This window comes from Streptomyces sp. cmx-4-9 (assembly GCF_046548835.1).
Lineage (GTDB): Bacteria > Actinomycetota > Actinomycetes > Streptomycetales > Streptomycetaceae > Streptomyces.
Map to the genome: position 1 here is coordinate 178,782 of NZ_JAEBEE010000010.1, position 16,108 is coordinate 194,889.

Below are 16,108 nucleotides of genomic sequence, written 5' to 3' on the forward strand. Positions count from 1 at the left end.
CCAGCCTGCCCGGTGGCCGGTCCTGCGCAGCGCCCGCTCCCCGGCACTACGGGCACCCGGGGCGTTCGAAGGCGAACCGCAGGGAGCGGACCCGGTTGTCGAAGTTCGAACCCGCCAGGTCCGGCAGGCCCACCGCGCGCAGGCCGACCGGCCGGGTCAGCAGCTCCCGGAAGAGGGACTTCATCTCCACCCGGGCCAGGTGCGCGCCGAGGCAGAAGTGCGGGCCCCCGCCGCCGAACCCCAGGTGCGGGTTGGGGGACCGGGTGATGTCGAAGGCGTCGGGATCCGGGAAGACCCGCTCGTCGCGGTTGGCGGAGGCGTAGTACAGGACGACCTTGTCGCCCGGGCGGAACAGGTGCCCGTCCAGGGTGTGCTCGCGGGCGACCGTCCGGCGGAACTGGATGATCGGCGTCGAGTGGCGGATCATCTCGTCCACCGCCCCGTCCGCGTACGCCTCGAAATCCGAGAGCAGCAGGTCCCGCTGGTCCGGATGGTCGGTCAGCAGGGTCAGCCCGTGGGTGATCGCGTTGCGGGTGGTCTCCACCCCGGCGACCATCAGGAGGCTGAAGAAGGCGCCGAGCTGGCGCGCCCCGAGGGCCTGGCCGTCGACGTTCGCGCACACGAGAGCCGAGATCAGGTCGTCGGCGGGGTTCTTGCGCCGCTCCCGCCCGATGCCCGCCACCATGCGCTGCATCCGGGCCAGGGCCCGCAGCCCGCGGCCGGGCATCCGGAGCCGGGAGAGCAGGGCGCGTTCCACACCGATGTGCTCGGAGGCGTGGTTCACGCGGTCGGCGATCTCCGCCCGGTAGTGCTCCGGGATGCCCATCATGTTGCAGATGACCTCCAGGGGCAGCCGGGAGGCCACCGCCGAGACGAACTCGTCGGGTTCCTGGTCCAGTACGTCGTCCACGATCCGCGCCGCGACGGCGTGGATGTCCTCCTCGGCGGCGGCCAGCAGCCGGGGCGTGAAGGCCCGTTGCACGATCTTGCGGAGCTGGGCGTGGTCGGGGCCGTCCAGATTGACCATCGAGTCCCCGAACAGTGCCCGCACCCACCGGGCCGGCTCGGGCGTGGTCACCCCGGGGGCGCTCGCGAACAGCTTGGGCAGCCGGCTCGCCTCCTGCACCTGGCCGTGCCGTACCAGCGCCCAGTGCCCTGCCCCCTTGGCCCCCTCGGGGACGAACACCGGCGCGTCCAGGGCCCGCAGGCGGGCGAAGGCGGCCAGCCGGTGGGCGGGGGGCCGCTGCCAGAAGCCGGGTTCGGCCAGTTCCGCCCCGGGGGCGGCCCCGGGTGGGGGGACGGGGCCGGTGCGGGGTGCCGGGAGTGTCATGGCCTGCCTCCAGTCGCTGCGCGTGTGCGCGTGGTCCTGAGCTGGAGAACGCCGGGGGCGGCCCGGGGTGACGGCCCGGCGGGAACGGCCCGCCGGGGGGGCTCCCGGCGGGGCGTCGGGCGCAGGGCTCAGACGGCGGGGCGTCGGGCGCAGGGCTCAGACGGCGGGGCGGGCCGCGCGGGTGGCCAGAGTGACGCCCACGGCCACCGTGGCCGTCGCGACCAGGCCCGCGTACAGCACCGCGTACGTACCCGCCCAGGTACAGGCGAAGACCGCCAGGGCGGACAGCGGCAGGGTCAGCTGCTGCGCCGCACCGCGCTTGAAGTGCCGGGAGTGCAGCAGCCACACCATCAGGAGGAAGAGGGCGGAGGGGACGGTCACCGCGGCGTTCGCAGCCGCCTGCGTGATGTGCGCCGTGCCCACGGCGTGCTCGACCGCGACCTCGATGCCCGCGCCGATCGCCGCCCCCGAGGCGAAGACGAGCAGGTGTCCGTAACCCCAGGGGATGGCCTGCCGGTTCGAGATCAGGTACGCGTGCATCGGGACCGCGAAGTAGATCCACCACGCGGCGAAGACGATGAGCAGTCCGCCCGCGGCGATGGGCAGCAGCTCGCCCAGGGCCTCGTGCTCGTCGAGCGCCGACTTCACCGCGACCGTGCTCGCGGAGATGGTCTCGCCCAGCACGATGATGGTGAACAAGCCGTACCGCTCCACGATGTGGTGGGCGTGCCAAGGCGTCTGGTGGCCGCGCTCGGCCAGCACCGGGACCAGCAGCTCGGCCGCCACCATCACCAGGAACAGCCAGCGCCGTACGTCCTGCGGGGCGAACAGCAGCCCCACCCAGCCCGCCTGGCAGACCACGAGCCCGGCCGCGTACGTCAGGGCCGCGGTGCGCGCCGGACCGCTCTCCCCGGCCGCGGCCCTCAGCCACTGCGCGGTCAGTGCCACCCGCATGATCAGGTAGCCGACGACGGCCACCGTCCAGTTGTTGTCGTCGAAGGCCCGGCCGACCCCGGCGGCGTACACGAGGACACCGGCGATCTGCACGAGCGTGGCGATCCGGTACGGCACGTCGTCGCAGTCGTAGGCGGAGGCGAACCAGGTGAAGTTCATCCACGCCCACCACACGCCGAAGAAGACGAAGAAGTAGCCGATCAGCCCGGTCCCGGGATGACCCTCGGCCAGCGCGTGCACGAGCCGGGCCCCGCACTGGGCGATCGCGACGACGAAGCAGAGGTCGAAGAACAGCTCCAGCGGGGTGGCCGCGCGGTGGTGCTCCTCGCGGCTGCGTGCGGTCATCGGTACGTAGGCCATGCCGGCCAGCAGACCAGAGGAGGGCGCTTCGGCAGGCCAGACGCGCGGCTCGGGGCACCCGCGTGCCCCGGGCGGACTCGTACCGGTCCAGTACCAGCCGGGTTACGAGCGGATGGCCGGCCAGGGGCTGCGCCACCGTCCAGGCGCCGCAGCCCGCCCGGGCCCCCTTCTCGGGTGCGGGCGGCATCGCGGGCGGCATCACGGGCAGTCGTGACGGCGTGCCGGTGGTGGCCTCGCCGATGCGCAAGCAGGACTGCGGCCTGCGGACCGGTGTCTGTATGGACGACCCGGGCGTGCACCTGCCCGTCCTCGCGCCGGACTGCCGCGGGCGGACCAACGCACTGACAGCGGCGGGACCTTGTCCCGTCCCTTCCGGTGCGTTCTGCTCTGCCGCGGGCCGTCGTCGGGGGCGGAATCTGGATAAGCAAGGACACCCCTCGACGTTCCAGGACATGCCATGAGCTCCGCGACACAGGAAGCGGTACGGCCACAAGCCGATCCCGCGCAGTACCGACCGGGCCGCACCATCACCGAATGGACGCCGGAGGACCCCTCCTTCTGGCAGTCCACCGGCAAGAGGGTCGCGACCCGCAATCTGTGGATCGCCGTACCGGCCCTGCTGGTGGCCTTCGTGGTCTGGCAGGTGTGGAGCATCACGGCGACCAACCTCAAGGACGTCGGCTTCGGCTTCTCGCAGTCCCAGCTGTTCTGGCTGACGGCGGTGCCCGGCATCACGGGCGGTACCGCGCGCATCCTCTACACCTTCATCGGCCCGATGGTCGGCCAGCGCCGCTTCACGGCGATCTCCACCGTCGTGCTGATCGTGCCGCTGCTGTGGCTGGGCTTCGCGGTGCAGAACCCCGACACCCCCTACGGCACGATGGTCGCCATCGCCGCCCTGTGCGGCATCGGCGGCGCGAACTTCTCCTCCTCGCTGGCCAACATCGGCTTCTTCTACCCGAAGCAGGAGAAGGGCAACGCGACCGGCATCAACGGCGGCCTGGGCAACCTCGGCGTATCCGTGGTCCAGCTGCTCACCCCGATCCTGATCACCTCCTCGGTCCTGGCGATCGGCGCCGGCCAGGAGAAAGCGAACGGCTCGGAGATCTACCTCCAGAACGCGGCCTTCGTCTGGGTACCGGTGCTGATCGTGCTGGCGGCCGTCGCCTGGTTCGGCCAGAACGACCTCAAGGTGGCCTCCACCCCCTTCAGCCAGCAGAAGATCATCTTCAAGCGCAAGCACAACTGGCTGATGACCTGGCTCTACGTCGGCACCTTCGGTTCCTTCATCGGCTTCGCCGCGGCGCTGCCGCTGCTGATCAAGACCACCTTCCCGGCGTACTCGGTGGCCACCTATGCCTGGATGGGCCCGGCGCTGGGCGCGCTGGCCCGCTGGGCGGGCGGCTGGATCGCCGACAAGCTCGGCGGTGCGCGGGTGACGATCCTGTCCTTCGTGGGCATGGCGGCGTCGATCATCGGCGTGATCACCTTCCTTCCGGCCGGCTCCGACCAGGGCTCCTTCCAGGGCTTCTTCCTCTGCTTCCTGTCCGCCTTCTTCTTCTCGGGCATGGGCAACGGCTCGACCTTCCGCCAGATCCCGGTCATCTTCCGAGGCCAGCACCTCAAGGGCCTGACGGAGGGCACCGCGGAGTACGCCGCCGCCCTGAAGCAGTCGGAGATCGAGTCGGGCGCCGTGACCGGCTTCACCGCCGCCATCGCCGCCTACGGCTTCTTCTTCATCCCGGCGATGTTCGCCAACTTCGCCGTGACCAGCGCGATGTGGGGCTTCGTGACCTTCTACGCCTCGTGCGTGGTGGTGGCCTGGTGGTTCTACGCCCGCAAGGGCGCCGAAGCCCCCAGCTAGTGCCGTGCCGGGCGCCGCGACCCGGCGCACCTTTCCGGTCACGGCGCCAGGCCCACTCTGATTCCTCGCGGTCATGGTGCTGCTCCTCTCCGCCCTGCTCCCCGCTTACGGCCCCTTGATCGCGGCGGCCGACTTCGGCCGGACCCGCACCAGCCGCGTCGGCCGGTTCGTCGTCCACCGCTTCTTCATGCTGCCGGGGCTCGCCACGACGTGCCTCGCGGTATCCACAGGCCCCGCCCTTCTTCATATGGTCCGACAGGACGGAATTCTTGTGAAAGTTTTCACAAGCGCACGAGGGACCTAGGTCCCCGCTGAAACCCCAGGTCAGCGAGGGGTCTGCGGGGGCAGGCCGAGGGGGTCGGGGGACCTTCGGGCGGCAGGTCGGGACCTACGCGGCCACCGATGATCGATCAAAAGGCGTGCAATGGACACAAGCAATGAGGCGACTCGAAGAAGGTGCGGGCGATGACTGCCACCCCTGCGGAAACCACGAAGAACGGCGGAGCCTGGGAGGGCTTCAAGGGCGGCCTCTGGCGCGATGCCATCGACGTCCGCGACTTCATCCAGCAGAACTACGAGCCGTACGAAGGCGACGACACCTTCCTCGCCGGCCCGACCGAGCGCACCACCGCCGTGTGGAAGGCCATCACCGACAAGTTCCCGGAGGAGCGCGAGAAGGGCGTCTACGACATCGCCCACGACATCCCCTCGACGATCACCGCGCACGCCCCCGGGTACATCGACCGGGACAGGGACCTGATCGTGGGTCTGCAGACCGATGCCCCGCTCAAGCGCGCGATCATGCCGTACGGCGGCTGGCGGATGGTCGCCGGCGCCCTGGAGACCTACGGCTATCCGGTCTCCGAGGAGCTGGAGAAGGTCTTCACGGAGTACCGCAAGACCCACAACGCCGGTGTCTTCGACGCCTACACGCCCGAGATCCGCGCCGCCCGCAAGGCCGGCGTCGTCACCGGCCTGCCGGACGCCTATGGCCGCGGCCGCATCATCGGCGACTACCGCCGCGTGGCCCTCTATGGCGTCGACCGCCTCATCGCCTTCAAGAAGGAGGAGAAGGAGGAGCTGAACTCCTGCCCCGCGGGCCGCCGTTCGCTGGAGGAGACGATCCGGCTGCGCGAGGAGCTCGCCGAGCAGATCCGCGCCCTCGCCGAGCTGAAGGCGATGGCCGCCTCGTACGGCCACGACATCTCCCGCCCGGCCGCCACCGGCCGCGAGGCGATCCAGTGGCTGTACTTTGCGTACCTGGCCGCCGTGAAGGAGCAGAACGGCGCTGCCATGTCCCTGGGCCGTACCTCCACCTTCATCGACGTCTACCTCCAGCGGGACATCGAGGCCGGCCGCCTCACCGAGGAGCAGGCCCAGGAGCTGGTCGACGACTTCATCATCAAGCTCCGCATCGTCCGCTTCCTGCGCACCCCGGACTACGACGAGCTGTTCTCGGGCGACCCCACCTGGGTCACCGAGTCGATCGCGGGCATGGGCGAGGACGGCCGTCCGCTGGTCACCCGCACCTCCTTCCGCTACCTCCAGACGCTCTACAACCTCGGCCCGGCCCCCGAACCGAACATGACGGTGTTCTGGTCGCCGCAGCTGCCCCAGGGCTTCAAGGAGTTCTGCGCCCGCGTCTCGATCGACACCTCCTCGGTCCAGTACGAGTCGGACGAGCTGATGCGTCCGCGCTTCGGTGACGACACGGCCATCGCATGCTGCGTCTCGGCGATGCCGGTCGGCAAGCAGATGCAGTTCTTCGGCGCACGGGTCAACCTGGCCAAGACCCTGCTCTATGCGATCAACGGCGGCCGGGACGAGAAGTCCGGCGCTCAGGTCGGCCCCGAGACCGGCGCCCTCACCTCCGAGGTGCTGGACTACGACGAGGTCATGGCGAAGTTCGACGCGCAGATGGAATGGCTCGCCCAGACCTACGTCCACGCGCTGAACGTCATCCACTACATGCACGACCGGTACGCCTACGAGCGCATCGAGATGGCCCTGCACGACCGGGACGTGCGCCGCACGATGGCCTGCGGCATCGCCGGGCTCTCCGTCGCGGCCGACTCGCTGTCCGCGATCAAGCACGCCAGGGTCACGGCCCTGCGCGACGGGACGGGCCTGGTCACCGACTATGCCGTCGAGGGCGACTACCCGGCCTACGGCAACAACGACGACCGCGTCGACGACATCGCCGTCTGGCTCGTCGAGGAGTTCATGAAGAAGATCCGCAAGCACGAGACGTACCGGGGTGCGGAGCACACCCAGTCCGTGCTGACGATCACCTCGAACGTGGTCTACGGCAAGAAGACCGGCAACACCCCGGACGGGCGCCGGGCCGGCGAGCCGTTCTCCCCGGGCGCCAACCCGATGAACGGCCGCGACACCCACGGCTACGTGACCTCCGCCCTGTCGGTCGCCAAGCTGCCCTACGAGGACGCCGAGGACGGCATCTCGCTGACCAACACCGTCACCCCCGACGGCCTGGGCCGCACCCCCGAGGAGCGGATCCGGAACCTGGCGGGCGTCCTCGACGGCTACATGGCCAGCGACGGCTTCCACATGAACGTGAACGTGCTCAACAGCGACACGCTCATGGACGCCATGGAGCACCCGGAGAAGCACCCCCAGCTGACCATCCGGGTCAGCGGCTACGCGGTGAACTTCGTCCGTCTCACGCGGGACCAGCAGCTCGACGTGCTGAACCGCACCTTCCACGGCTCCCTCTAGAGCCGCGGTACCCCCCACCGCGCGGCCCGGGGCCGGGCCCCGCCCCGGCCCCGGGGCCCGCGCGAACCAGCGGACACCGGATCAGTTGGAGCACCTGCCATGACCGTCCTCTTCGGAACGAGCATCCCCGTCGGCCGGGCCGCCGCCGCCGTCGTCAGCGCGGGCCAGACCCCGGCCGCGGCCGCCACCCAGCGGCCCAGCGAGGGCTCGGTGCACTCCTGGGACCTGTCGACCGGTGTCGACGGCCCCGGCACCCGCTTCGTGACCTTCCTGTCGGGCTGTCCGCTGACCTGCCTGTACTGCCACAACCCGGACACCTGGAAGATGCGCAACGGCAAGCGCACCTCGGCCGACGCCGTCATCGCCGAAGCCGCCAAGTACCGGCGGTTCATCGCCGCATCCGGCGGCGGCGCCACGGTCTCCGGCGGAGAGCCGCTGCTCCAGCCCGTGTTCGCCGGGGAGCTGCTGCACCGGATGAAGCACGAGCTTGGCCTGCACACCGCTCTGGACACCTCGGGGTTCCTGGGGGCCCGCGCCACCGACGCCTTGCTGCGCGACGTGGACCTGGTCCTGCTGGACATCAAGTCCTGGGACCGGGAGACCTACAGGAAGGTCACCGGCCGCCCACTGGAGCCCACCCTGGACTTCGCCCGCCGGCTCGCCGGCCTCGGCAAGGAGGTGCACCTGCGGTTCGTGCTGGTGCCCGGGCTGACCGACGCCCCGGAGAACGTGGAGGGCGTCGCCGCGTTCGCGGCGGGCCTCGGCAACGTCTCGCGGGTCGACGTCCTGCCCTTCCACAAGCTGGGTGAGGGGAAGTGGCAGGCCTTGGACATGAACTTCAGCCTCCATGACACCCCGTCGCCCACCGCCGGACAGGTGGCGCAGGCCGCATCCGTCTTCGCGGCGCACGGGCTCGCCGCGGTCTGACCCGTTCAGCCCACCCGTAAAGGTGGCATAACGGGCCTAAACGGTACAGACCACTTAGCGTGGTGCTGTGTCCGAGCCCTCAGAAGTCCTCGTCGAAGCCCCGCCACCGCCCGGCGACCCCGAGAGCCCAGCGCCCGCCGGGAGATCCGTCACCGCACGGGCCACCCTGGCCGGCGCCGTCGTCTCGCTGCTGCTCGTCGTCGCGATCGTGCTGGGCAGCCGTCTGCTGCGCGACTTCGACTCGGCGCTGCTGCCGTACGCCGTCGCCACCGTCTTCCTGGCCTTCGGCGTGGCCTACCGGTACACGGTCTGGGTCTCCGCGCCCGGCGCCCGCCGGCTGTTCAAGAAGGGCTTCGGCAGTTTCTTCTCCGTCGAGAACTTCCGCAAGGCGCCCACGGCCCTGCCGAAGATGATCGCGACCTACCTGGGCTTCCAGAAGTTCCTCGGGGCCCGCTCCCGCGCGCGCTGGGCCGCCCACCAGCTGATCTTCTGGGGCTGCATCCTGGCGGCGCTGATCACCTTCCCGCTGACCTGGGGCTGGTTCACCTTCACCTCCGACAGCGGATCCGGTCCCGGATACGCCATGCGGATCTGGGGGATCAAGGTCCTCGGCTTCAACTCGCTGAACATCCTGGGCTGGCTGATGTTCCACGGCCTGGACATCGCCGCGGTCCTCGTCATCCCCGGCGCCTCGTACTTCCTGTGGCGCCGGATGAAGGACCGCGGGGCCATGACCGGCCAGCGGTTCGCCTACGACCTGCTGCCGCTGATCTGCCTGATCGTGATCTCGGTGACCGGCCTGCTGCTGACCTTCTCCTCGATCTTCCTGCACGGCGGCGGCTACGAGTTCCTCGCCCTGCTGCACATGGTGTCGGTGGTGTTCACCCTCATCTACATCCCCTTCGGGAAGTTCTTCCACATCGTCCAGCGCCCCGCCGCCGTCGGCATGCAGCTGTTCAAGTACACGGCCCGCAAGGACGAGGGCGAGCAGGTCTTCGCCTGCAAGCGCTGCGGTGAGCCCGTCGACACCGCCCCGTACGTCGAGAACCTGCGCGGCACCATGCGGGACCTGAAGCTCGACTTCGACGCCTGGGCCGAGTACTGCCCCCGGTGCAAGCGGGTACTGCGCGGCACCGCCTACCTGAACCACGTCAAGAAGGGCTTCAAGTGACCGCGACGGACCCCGCCAAGGCGGTGCCGGTGCCCCTGGACCCGTCGATCGCCCCGCCCGGCACCCGCAACTTCCGCGACGCCGGCGGCATCCCGGCCGACCAGTGGCACGCCGACCAGAACGGCGAGACCCTCGTCCCCACCCACTGCTGCTTCTGCGGCGTCCAGTGCGGCATGTACCTGCGCGTGGACCGCGGCGGCAAGGTCTTCGGCGTGGAGCCCCGCAACCACGACATCAACCGGATGCGGCTGTGCCCCAAGGGCATCAACGCCTACCAGCAGGTCAACCACCCCGACCGGCTGACGGCCCCGCTGATGCGCCGTACCCGGGACGAGGAGTTCCGCGAGGCGTCCTGGGACGAGGCCCTGGACTTCACGGTCGCCGAGATCCGCCGCATCCAGGCGGCCCACGGCAACGACGCCTTCGGACTGCTCGGCGGCGCCAGCCTGTACTCCGAGAAGACGTACCTGGTCGGCAAGTTCGGCCGGGTCGCGCTGAAGACCCGGCACGTGGACTACAACGGCCGGCTCTGCATGGTCAGCGCGGCCGGCGCCAACAAGCTGTCCTTCGGCATTGACCGGGCCGCCAACCCCTTCTCCGACATCCTGCTCACCGACTGCCTGCTCATCGCCGGCTCGAACGTGGGCGAGTGCTTCCCGGTCATGACCCAGTACGTGTGGGGCGCCCGCGACCGGGGGGCCACCCTCATCGTGGTCGACCCGAGGGAAACCGCCATCGCCCGGACCGCGGACATCCACGTCGCCCTCAAGCCCGGCACCGACTCGGCCTTCTTCAACGCCGTCCTGCACGTCATCGTGGCCGAGGGCCTGACCGACGAGGCCTACCTCGCGGCGCACACCACCGGCTGGGAGGAGGTCAGGGAGACCGTCCAGTCCTACCCGCCCTCCCGCTCCGCCGGGATCTGCGGTGTCCCCGAGGAGCAGATCGTCCACGTGGCCCGCACCTTCGGCCGCGCCGGCAAGGCCATGGCCTTCCACGCCCGCGGGGTCGAGCACCACTCCCAGGGCGTCGAGAACTGCCTCTCGATCATCAACCTGTGCGTGGCGACGGGAAACCTCGGCAAGCCCGGAGCGGGCTACGGCACCATCACCGGACAGGGCAACGGCCAGGGCGGGCGCGAGCACGGGCAGAAGTCCGACCTGCTGCCCGGCGGCCGCTCCATCCTGAACGAGGAGCACCGCCGGCAGATCTGCGCCATCTGGGGCATCGAGGAGTCCGAACTCCCCACCGCCGGAACCTCCATGATGGAGATGGTCTGGCAGATGCAGCGCCAGGAGATCCGCGGCCTGATCGGGGTCTGCAACAACCCCTTCGTGTCCCTGCCCAACTACGGCACGGTCAAGGAGGGCTACGACACCCTCGAATTCCACGCACAGTTCGACTTCTTCCTCTCCGAGACCGCCGCCAACGCGCACGTGGTCTTCCCCGTCACCGTCTGGGCCGAGGACGAAGGCGTCATGGCCAACACCGAGGCCCGCGTCGTCAAGCACAACAAGGCGCAGGAGCCGCCCGCCGGAGTCCGCACCGACACCTGGGTGCTGTGCGAGCTGGCCCGCCGCCTCGGCGTGGGCGACAAGTTCGACTTCCCCGGCTCCCGCGACGTGTTCGAAGAGCTGCGGGTGGCCTCCGCCGGCACCGTCAACGACTACTACGGCATCACCTACGAACGGCTGGAGGAGACGGGCGGCATCATGTGGCCCTGCCCCTCCACCGACCACCCGGGCACGCCCCGGCTGTTCGAGGGCGGCCGGACCTACCACCCCGACGGGAAGGTCCACCTCCAGGTCGTCGAGTGGCACGCGCCGATGGACCCGTACACCGACGAGTTCCCCCTCTCCCTCACCACCGGACGCACCGTCGCGCACTTCCTCTCCGGGAACCAGACGCGCCGCCTGGGCGCCCTCGTCGAGCAGACCCCGCGCCCCTGGGTGGAGGTGCACCCCTCGCACGGCTTCCGCAACGGCGACCCGGTACGGGTGGTCACCCGCCGCGGCAGCGAGGTGTTCCCGGCGCTGGTCACCGAGGCCATCCGGCCCGACACCGTCTTCATCCCGTACCACTGGCCCTATCCGACGGCCGCGAACGCCCTGACCATCGACGCCCTCGACCCCCGCTCGAAGATCCCCGAGTACAAGGTCTGCGCCGCACGGATCGAAGCCGCCGCGCAGATCGACGAGGTCCCGGCACCGCCCACGCCCCCCGGCCGCCAGGCGTACCCGGAGACCCAGGTGTCCCGCACCGACCCCCTGCCTCCCACGTCCCCGCAGGGCCGTGGCACGGCGGAGAGGAACTGACCCCGCCATGATGGGACGAACGATCTTCATCGATCCGGGGCGCTGCATCGGCTGCCAGGCCTGCGTCTCGGCCTGCCGCGAATGCGACTCGCACCGCGGCAAGTCCATGATCCACCTGGACTACACCGACCCCGGCATGTCCGTCGCCTCCCTCCCGACCGTGTGCATGCACTGCGAGGACCCGGTCGCACCCTGCGCAGAGGTCTGCCCCGCCGACGCCATCCTGGTGACCGCCGACGGCGTGGTGCAGCAGGCCGACACCACCCGCTGCATCGGCTGCGCCAACTGCGTCAACGCCTGCCCCTTCGGCGTCCCGAAGATCGACCTCCAGGCGAAGCTGCAGATGAAGTGCAACCTCTGCTACGACCGCACCGCCTACGGGCTGGCCCCGATGTGCGCCACCGTCTGTCCGACCGGCGCCCTCTTCTACGGAACCCTCGAAGAGCTCCAGGCCGAGCGGCCCGGCGTGCAGGTCGCCGACTCCTTCGCCTTCGGCGACGTGATGGTCAGCACCGGCGTGGCCATGGTCGTGCCCGCCGACAAGGTCCAGTGGCCGGTCCCGGGGGGCCTCCCCGTCGTCGAGATCAACGGAGTGGATGTGCGATGAGCGTGACCGAACAACCCGCTCCCGGACGGGTCCCCGACCCGGGCGACGGCGACGCCGCCGCGGCCGCGCTCCGCGACCGGATCAGCGCCGACTCGCTCACCACCCGCCGCGACTACCTGCGGATCGTCGCCACCGTCTCCGGCGGCCTGGCCATCGGCGGTGTCGGCGTTGCCGCAGGCATCCTGCACCGGCACGGCGACAGCGAGAAGCTCCCCGAGCCCAAGAAGGTCACCGACGCACTGGCCCCGGGTCAGTCCGTCGCCTTCCGCTTCCCCGGTGACGAGGACCGCGCGCTCGCGGTCCGGCTGGCCGACGGTTCCCTCGTCGGCTACTCGGCCGTCTGCACCCACCTGGCCTGCGCCGTGCTGTGGCGTGAGGACCGGGGCAACGACGGGGAGCTGTACTGCCCGTGCCACGAGGGTGTCTTCGACGCCCGCACCGGCGAGGTGACCGCGGGCCCGCCGCCCCGGCCGCTGCCCCGGATCTTCCTGACCGAACGGCCCGACGGCAGTGTCTGGGCCGTCGCCACCGCCCGGTCGGGAGAACCGGCCAGGGAAGCCCTGTGCCGGCAGTTCCTCGACTCCCGTCCCGAGATGGCGCAGCAGCTCGGCTGCCCCGGGGCGGCCGGCGCGACCGGGAGCGGACGGACATGAGCGACGCACAGCTGCCGCCCCGCCCCGAGTACCGCCCGGGCAGCGCCGACCCCCGGTTGAACAGACCGGTGCGGGAGCGGTATCCGCAGATCCGCTCCACCAGCGGGTACGGCGACCCGCGGGTCCGGCACACGGGCCCCGGCCCGGGCGCCGGCACCGACCAGGAACCGGAGCGTGCCTCGAAGCTCAACGCCCGTCTGGTCCTGGCCCTCAGCGTCGTCATCGGGCAGCTCTGGGCCCTGACCGTGACCGTCAACGAATGGATGGAAGGCAACACCGGCACGGCGTGGTGGGGGGCGGGATTCCTCGTCCTGTCCTTCCTCGTCGTGATCGTGCTGTGGCTCCTCGACCCCAAGGACCGGTGACCATGTCGATACCCACGCCCACCTCGCGCACGGTGCCCTCGCACCGCGCGGAGACCTACAAGCCCGGTGCCACGATCGGCGACTGGCGCCCCGAGGACGACGGCTTCTGGGAGTCGACCGGCCGCCGCGTCGCCCAGCGCAACCTCTGGGTCTCGATCCCCGCGCTGATGCTCGGCTTCGTGGTCTGGCAGGTCTGGTCGGTCACCGTGGTCAACCTGAACAACGTCGGCTTCAGCTTCTCCAAGTCGCAGCTGTTCTGGCTGACGGCCATCCCCGGCCTCACCGGCGGTACCTTCCGCATCCTCTACACCTTCATCGGGCCCATGGTCGGCGAGCGGAAGTTCACCGCCTTCAGCACGATCATCCTGGTGGTGCCCATGCTGTGGCTGGGCTTCGCGCTCCAGGACACCGGTTCCCCGTACTGGGAGCTGGCCCTGATCGCCGCCGTCTGCGGTATCGGCGGCGCCAACTTCGCCTCCTCGATGGCCAACATCGGCTTCTTCTTCCCCAAGCGGGAGAAGGGCAACGCCAACGGCCTCAACGGCGGCCTCGGCAACCTCGGTGTGAGCGTGGTCCAGCTGGTCGCCCCGCTGGTGGTCACCGCCGCCGTCCTGGGCGCCCCGGCGGGCGGCCCGCAGTACGACGCCAAGAACAACACCGACATCTGGCTGCAGAACGGCGCCTTCCTGTGGGTGCCCCTGCTCGTCATCATGGCGCTGCTGGCCTGGTTCCTGATGAACGACCTCAAGGTGGCCGCCGCGCCCTTCAGCCAGCAGAAGGTCATCTTCAAGCGCAAGCACAACTGGCTGATGACCTGGCTCTACGTCGGCACCTTCGGCTCCTTCATCGGATTCGCGGCGGGCCTGCCCCTGCTGATCAAGAACAACTTCGAGAGCCAGGGCTACCAGGCCACCACCTATGCCTGGCTCGGCCCCTTCGTGGGCGCGCTCATGCGCTGGGCCGGCGGCTGGCTCTCCGACAGGATCGGCGGAGCCAAGGTGACCATGCTGTCCTTCGTGGGCATGGCCGTGGCCCTGGTCGTGGTGATCTTCGCGCTGCCGGGCGGCGGCGACAAGGGCAGCTTCTGGGCCTTCCTCATCGGCTTCCTGGTGGCCTTCGCCTTCTCCGGCCTGGGCAACGGCTCCACCTTCCGCCAGATCCCCGTGATCTTCCGGGACCAGCACATGCGGGAGGCCGAGGGCAAGGGCCCCGAGGTGCAGGCCGCGGCCCTGAAGCAGTCGGAGATGGAGGCGGGCGCCGTCACCGGCTTCTCCTCCGCCATCGCCGCCTACGGCTTCTTCTTCATCCCCGCGATGTTCGCCGCCATGGCCGTCACCCACGCCTTGTGGCTCTTCATCGGCTTCTACGCCACCTGCCTGGCCGTGTGCTGGTGGTTCTACGCCCGCAAGGGCGCCGAGGCCCCCAGCTGACCGTCGCCGCCGGCGGGGGCGGCCGTACCCTGGAGGAATGAGCAGCGCCCCCGCCCCCCAGCCCCCGCCCGCACCGAAGGGCGACCGTCCCGAGCAGGGCGGCAGCGCGCCCCGGCCCCGGCTGGTCTTCGACGACCCGCTGGACCAGCAGTCCTCGGACGACACCGACCGGGGCTGGGGCGAGCGGCCGCCCGCCGGCGGAAGCGCGGCCGACCTGGCCCGCTTCCTCGACGAGAAGCCCCCGCACCACATCTGAGCCGCCGTGGCGGCCGGTGCTGCTAGAACCCGTTGCGCGGTCCCGCCGGACCGGCGCTGCCGGCCGGGGCGTCGCCGGGAGCACCCCGCTGGGCCACCAGGGTGTCCCGGATCTCCTTGAGGACCTGGAGCTCGGTGAGCTCGATGGTCTCCTGGACGCCCTCCTTGGCCTTGCGGCGGGCCTCCACCTTGGCCAGGTACTTCGCCATCGGCAGGACCATCAGGAAGTACACGACCGCGGCGGTGATCACGAAGGTCAGGGTGGCGTTGAGGACCGAGCCCCAGAGGATCTCCACCCCCGTCGCCTGGCCCTGGGCGTCGACGCCGCACGGGTTCTTGATGCACGACTTGTAGACGTCGAGGTTCTTCGTCCCGATGGCTCCCACCAGCGGCCCGATGATCCCCTTGACGATGGAGTTCACGATGTTCGTGAACGCCGCGCCGATGACGACGGCGACCGCGAGGTCGACCACGTTGCCGCGCATCAGGAAGGCTTTGAAGCCCGCCAGGACGCTCTCCTTCTTCTTCTCGCTCACCACTGAGCCTTTCTACGCATGTGCCGAACACGGAGCCAACGGTTCCGAAAGTTACGGCAGTCCGGGCTCGGTGTGCCCATTCAGGGCGCACGTGAAGGGGACGTGACCGGCCGTCCGTACGAATCAGCACAGGGTCACCGCCAGCCGGGTCACCGCGCCGGCCCCCACCAGCTCCCGCGCGGTCTCCCGGTCCACGGACAGCACCACCAGTGCGCCCCCGTCCCCGGTTCCGGCCGCGCCCCCCTCCGATGGCTCGGGCACTTCGGCGACCCTGGCCCCCGAGGCCACCACCCGGGGCGGCCCGGTGCGCTCCGCCGCGACCACGTCGACCCGGTCGCCGGGCCGCAGCAGCCGCACGGTGGCCGCGTCCGCGATCCGCACCGGCGCGGACACCGTCCGCACCACCGCGGGCGGGCGCTTCACCTCGGGCGGCGGCGCGCCGCCCCGCGAGGCCTGCGCATCGGCCCCGCCCACCGCCAGCGCCGCCGCCACGACGGTCAGCCCCGTGGCCACGGCCCGCCGCCTGCGCCGCACGGCCCGGCGCAGCCGGCCGCCACACCGCTCCACGCGCAGCGGCGGGAACGGCGGGACAGGCCGGGCGGGCG

Annotated in this window: 16 protein-coding genes; 11 read left to right on the forward strand and 5 right to left on the reverse strand. The window is 70.6% G+C overall.

The window, feature by feature from the left end; translation table 11 throughout:
* Positions 1 to 46: 46 nt before the first annotated feature.
* Positions 47 to 1,330 carry a cytochrome P450 gene (locus ACLJTM_RS29470; RefSeq protein ID WP_411106803.1) on the reverse strand — a complete coding sequence of 428 codons (1,284 nt, stop codon included), beginning with the start codon at positions 1,328 to 1,330 and terminating at the stop codon, positions 47 to 49.
* Positions 1,331 to 1,486: 156 nt separating this feature from the next.
* Positions 1,487 to 2,644: a low temperature requirement protein A gene (locus ACLJTM_RS29475; RefSeq protein WP_411106804.1), complete on the reverse strand. Its 1,158-nt coding sequence runs from the start codon at positions 2,642 to 2,644 to the stop codon at positions 1,487 to 1,489.
* Between the two features lie 62 nt (positions 2,645 to 2,706).
* On the opposite strand from ACLJTM_RS29475, the gene ACLJTM_RS29480 reads away from it, so the two are divergent.
* Both ACLJTM_RS29480 and ACLJTM_RS29485 read left to right on the forward strand, forming a co-directional pair.
* Positions 2,707 to 3,105, forward strand: a complete 399-nt coding sequence (locus tag ACLJTM_RS29480; protein WP_411106805.1) for a nitrite reductase (NAD(P)H) small subunit — start codon at positions 2,707 to 2,709, stop codon at positions 3,103 to 3,105.
* The gene (locus ACLJTM_RS29485) at positions 3,102 to 4,508 is read left to right on the forward strand and encodes an MFS transporter (protein ID WP_411106806.1); all 1,407 of its coding nucleotides are present in this window, start codon (positions 3,102 to 3,104) and stop codon (positions 4,506 to 4,508) included. Before ACLJTM_RS29480 ends, ACLJTM_RS29485 begins: the two co-directional genes overlap by 4 nt.
* 105 nt (positions 4,509 to 4,613) lie before the next feature.
* Here the strand turns inward: ACLJTM_RS29485 and ACLJTM_RS29490 are convergent, their stop codons facing one another.
* Positions 4,614 to 4,736 carry a hypothetical protein gene (locus tag ACLJTM_RS29490; RefSeq protein WP_411106807.1) on the reverse strand — a complete coding sequence of 41 codons (123 nt, stop codon included), beginning with the start codon at positions 4,734 to 4,736 and terminating at the stop codon, positions 4,614 to 4,616.
* 237 nt (positions 4,737 to 4,973) lie between these two features.
* On the opposite strand from ACLJTM_RS29490, the gene pflB reads away from it, so the two are divergent.
* The 9 genes from pflB (at position 4,974) to ACLJTM_RS29535 (ending at position 14,968) form a co-directional block, all read left to right on the forward strand.
* Entirely contained in the window at positions 4,974 to 7,244 is a 2,271-nt protein-coding gene (pflB, locus tag ACLJTM_RS29495) for a formate C-acetyltransferase (protein WP_411106808.1), read from the forward strand.
* A gap of 99 nt (positions 7,245 to 7,343) precedes the next feature.
* A complete protein-coding gene (gene pflA / locus ACLJTM_RS29500) occupies positions 7,344 to 8,171 on the forward strand; it encodes a pyruvate formate-lyase-activating protein (RefSeq protein WP_411106809.1) in 828 nt (275 codons plus the stop codon).
* A 67-nt stretch (positions 8,172 to 8,238) separates the two neighbouring features.
* A complete protein-coding gene (locus ACLJTM_RS29505) occupies positions 8,239 to 9,342 on the forward strand; it encodes an MFS transporter (RefSeq protein WP_411106810.1) in 1,104 nt (367 codons plus the stop codon).
* Positions 9,339 to 11,657, forward strand: a complete 2,319-nt coding sequence (locus tag ACLJTM_RS29510) for a molybdopterin oxidoreductase family protein (protein WP_411106811.1) — start codon at positions 9,339 to 9,341, stop codon at positions 11,655 to 11,657. Before ACLJTM_RS29505 ends, ACLJTM_RS29510 begins: the two co-directional genes overlap by 4 nt.
* 7 nt (positions 11,658 to 11,664) lie before the next feature.
* Positions 11,665 to 12,264 carry a 4Fe-4S dicluster domain-containing protein gene (locus ACLJTM_RS29515; RefSeq protein ID WP_048474589.1) on the forward strand — a complete coding sequence of 200 codons (600 nt, stop codon included), beginning with the start codon at positions 11,665 to 11,667 and terminating at the stop codon, positions 12,262 to 12,264.
* Positions 12,261 to 12,917 carry a ubiquinol-cytochrome c reductase iron-sulfur subunit gene (locus tag ACLJTM_RS29520; RefSeq protein ID WP_411106812.1) on the forward strand — a complete coding sequence of 219 codons (657 nt, stop codon included), beginning with the start codon at positions 12,261 to 12,263 and terminating at the stop codon, positions 12,915 to 12,917. Before ACLJTM_RS29515 ends, ACLJTM_RS29520 begins: the two co-directional genes overlap by 4 nt.
* Positions 12,914 to 13,282: a hypothetical protein gene (locus tag ACLJTM_RS29525; protein WP_411106813.1), complete on the forward strand. Its 369-nt coding sequence runs from the start codon at positions 12,914 to 12,916 to the stop codon at positions 13,280 to 13,282. The genes ACLJTM_RS29520 and ACLJTM_RS29525 overlap by 4 nt, the downstream gene beginning before the upstream one ends.
* Positions 13,283 to 13,284: 2 nt before the next feature.
* Positions 13,285 to 14,712: a NarK family nitrate/nitrite MFS transporter gene (locus ACLJTM_RS29530; RefSeq protein WP_411106814.1), complete on the forward strand. Its 1,428-nt coding sequence runs from the start codon at positions 13,285 to 13,287 to the stop codon at positions 14,710 to 14,712.
* Positions 14,713 to 14,749: 37 nt separating this feature from the next.
* Positions 14,750 to 14,968 carry a hypothetical protein gene (locus ACLJTM_RS29535; protein WP_411106815.1) on the forward strand — a complete coding sequence of 73 codons (219 nt, stop codon included), beginning with the start codon at positions 14,750 to 14,752 and terminating at the stop codon, positions 14,966 to 14,968.
* A 22-nt stretch (positions 14,969 to 14,990) separates the two neighbouring features.
* Here the strand turns inward: ACLJTM_RS29535 and mscL are convergent, their stop codons facing one another.
* Together mscL and ACLJTM_RS29545 are read right to left on the reverse strand one after the other, a co-directional pair.
* A complete protein-coding gene (gene mscL / locus ACLJTM_RS29540; RefSeq protein WP_411106816.1) occupies positions 14,991 to 15,506 on the reverse strand; it encodes a large conductance mechanosensitive channel protein MscL in 516 nt (171 codons plus the stop codon).
* 120 nt (positions 15,507 to 15,626) lie between these two features.
* On the reverse strand, positions 15,627 to 16,016 hold the full coding sequence (locus ACLJTM_RS29545; protein ID WP_411106817.1) for a hypothetical protein: 390 nt from the start codon (positions 16,014 to 16,016) through the stop codon (positions 15,627 to 15,629).
* Positions 16,017 to 16,108: the final 92 nt, after the last annotated feature.

What these genes read in the sequence shown, in the direction of transcription:
- ACLJTM_RS29485 (WP_411106806.1), top strand. Translation starts at nt 3,102, where the DNA reads ATGAGCTCCGCGACACAGGAAGCGGTACGGCCACAAGCCGATCCCGCG.
- ACLJTM_RS29530 (WP_411106814.1), top strand. Translation starts at nt 13,285, where the DNA reads ATGTCGATACCCACGCCCACCTCGCGCACGGTGCCCTCGCACCGCGCG.
- ACLJTM_RS29520 (WP_411106812.1), top strand. Translation starts at nt 12,261, where the DNA reads ATGAGCGTGACCGAACAACCCGCTCCCGGACGGGTCCCCGACCCGGGC.
- ACLJTM_RS29515 (WP_048474589.1), top strand. Translation starts at nt 11,665, where the DNA reads ATGATGGGACGAACGATCTTCATCGATCCGGGGCGCTGCATCGGCTGC.
- ACLJTM_RS29470 (WP_411106803.1), bottom strand. Translation starts at nt 1,330, where the DNA reads ATGACACTCCCGGCACCCCGCACCGGCCCCGTCCCCCCACCCGGGGCC.
- ACLJTM_RS29535 (WP_411106815.1), top strand. Translation starts at nt 14,750, where the DNA reads ATGAGCAGCGCCCCCGCCCCCCAGCCCCCGCCCGCACCGAAGGGCGAC.
- ACLJTM_RS29475 (WP_411106804.1), bottom strand. Translation starts at nt 2,644, where the DNA reads ATGGCCTACGTACCGATGACCGCACGCAGCCGCGAGGAGCACCACCGC.
- ACLJTM_RS29525 (WP_411106813.1), top strand. Translation starts at nt 12,914, where the DNA reads ATGAGCGACGCACAGCTGCCGCCCCGCCCCGAGTACCGCCCGGGCAGC.
- pflB (WP_411106808.1), top strand. Translation starts at nt 4,974, where the DNA reads ATGACTGCCACCCCTGCGGAAACCACGAAGAACGGCGGAGCCTGGGAG.
- pflA (WP_411106809.1), top strand. Translation starts at nt 7,344, where the DNA reads ATGACCGTCCTCTTCGGAACGAGCATCCCCGTCGGCCGGGCCGCCGCC.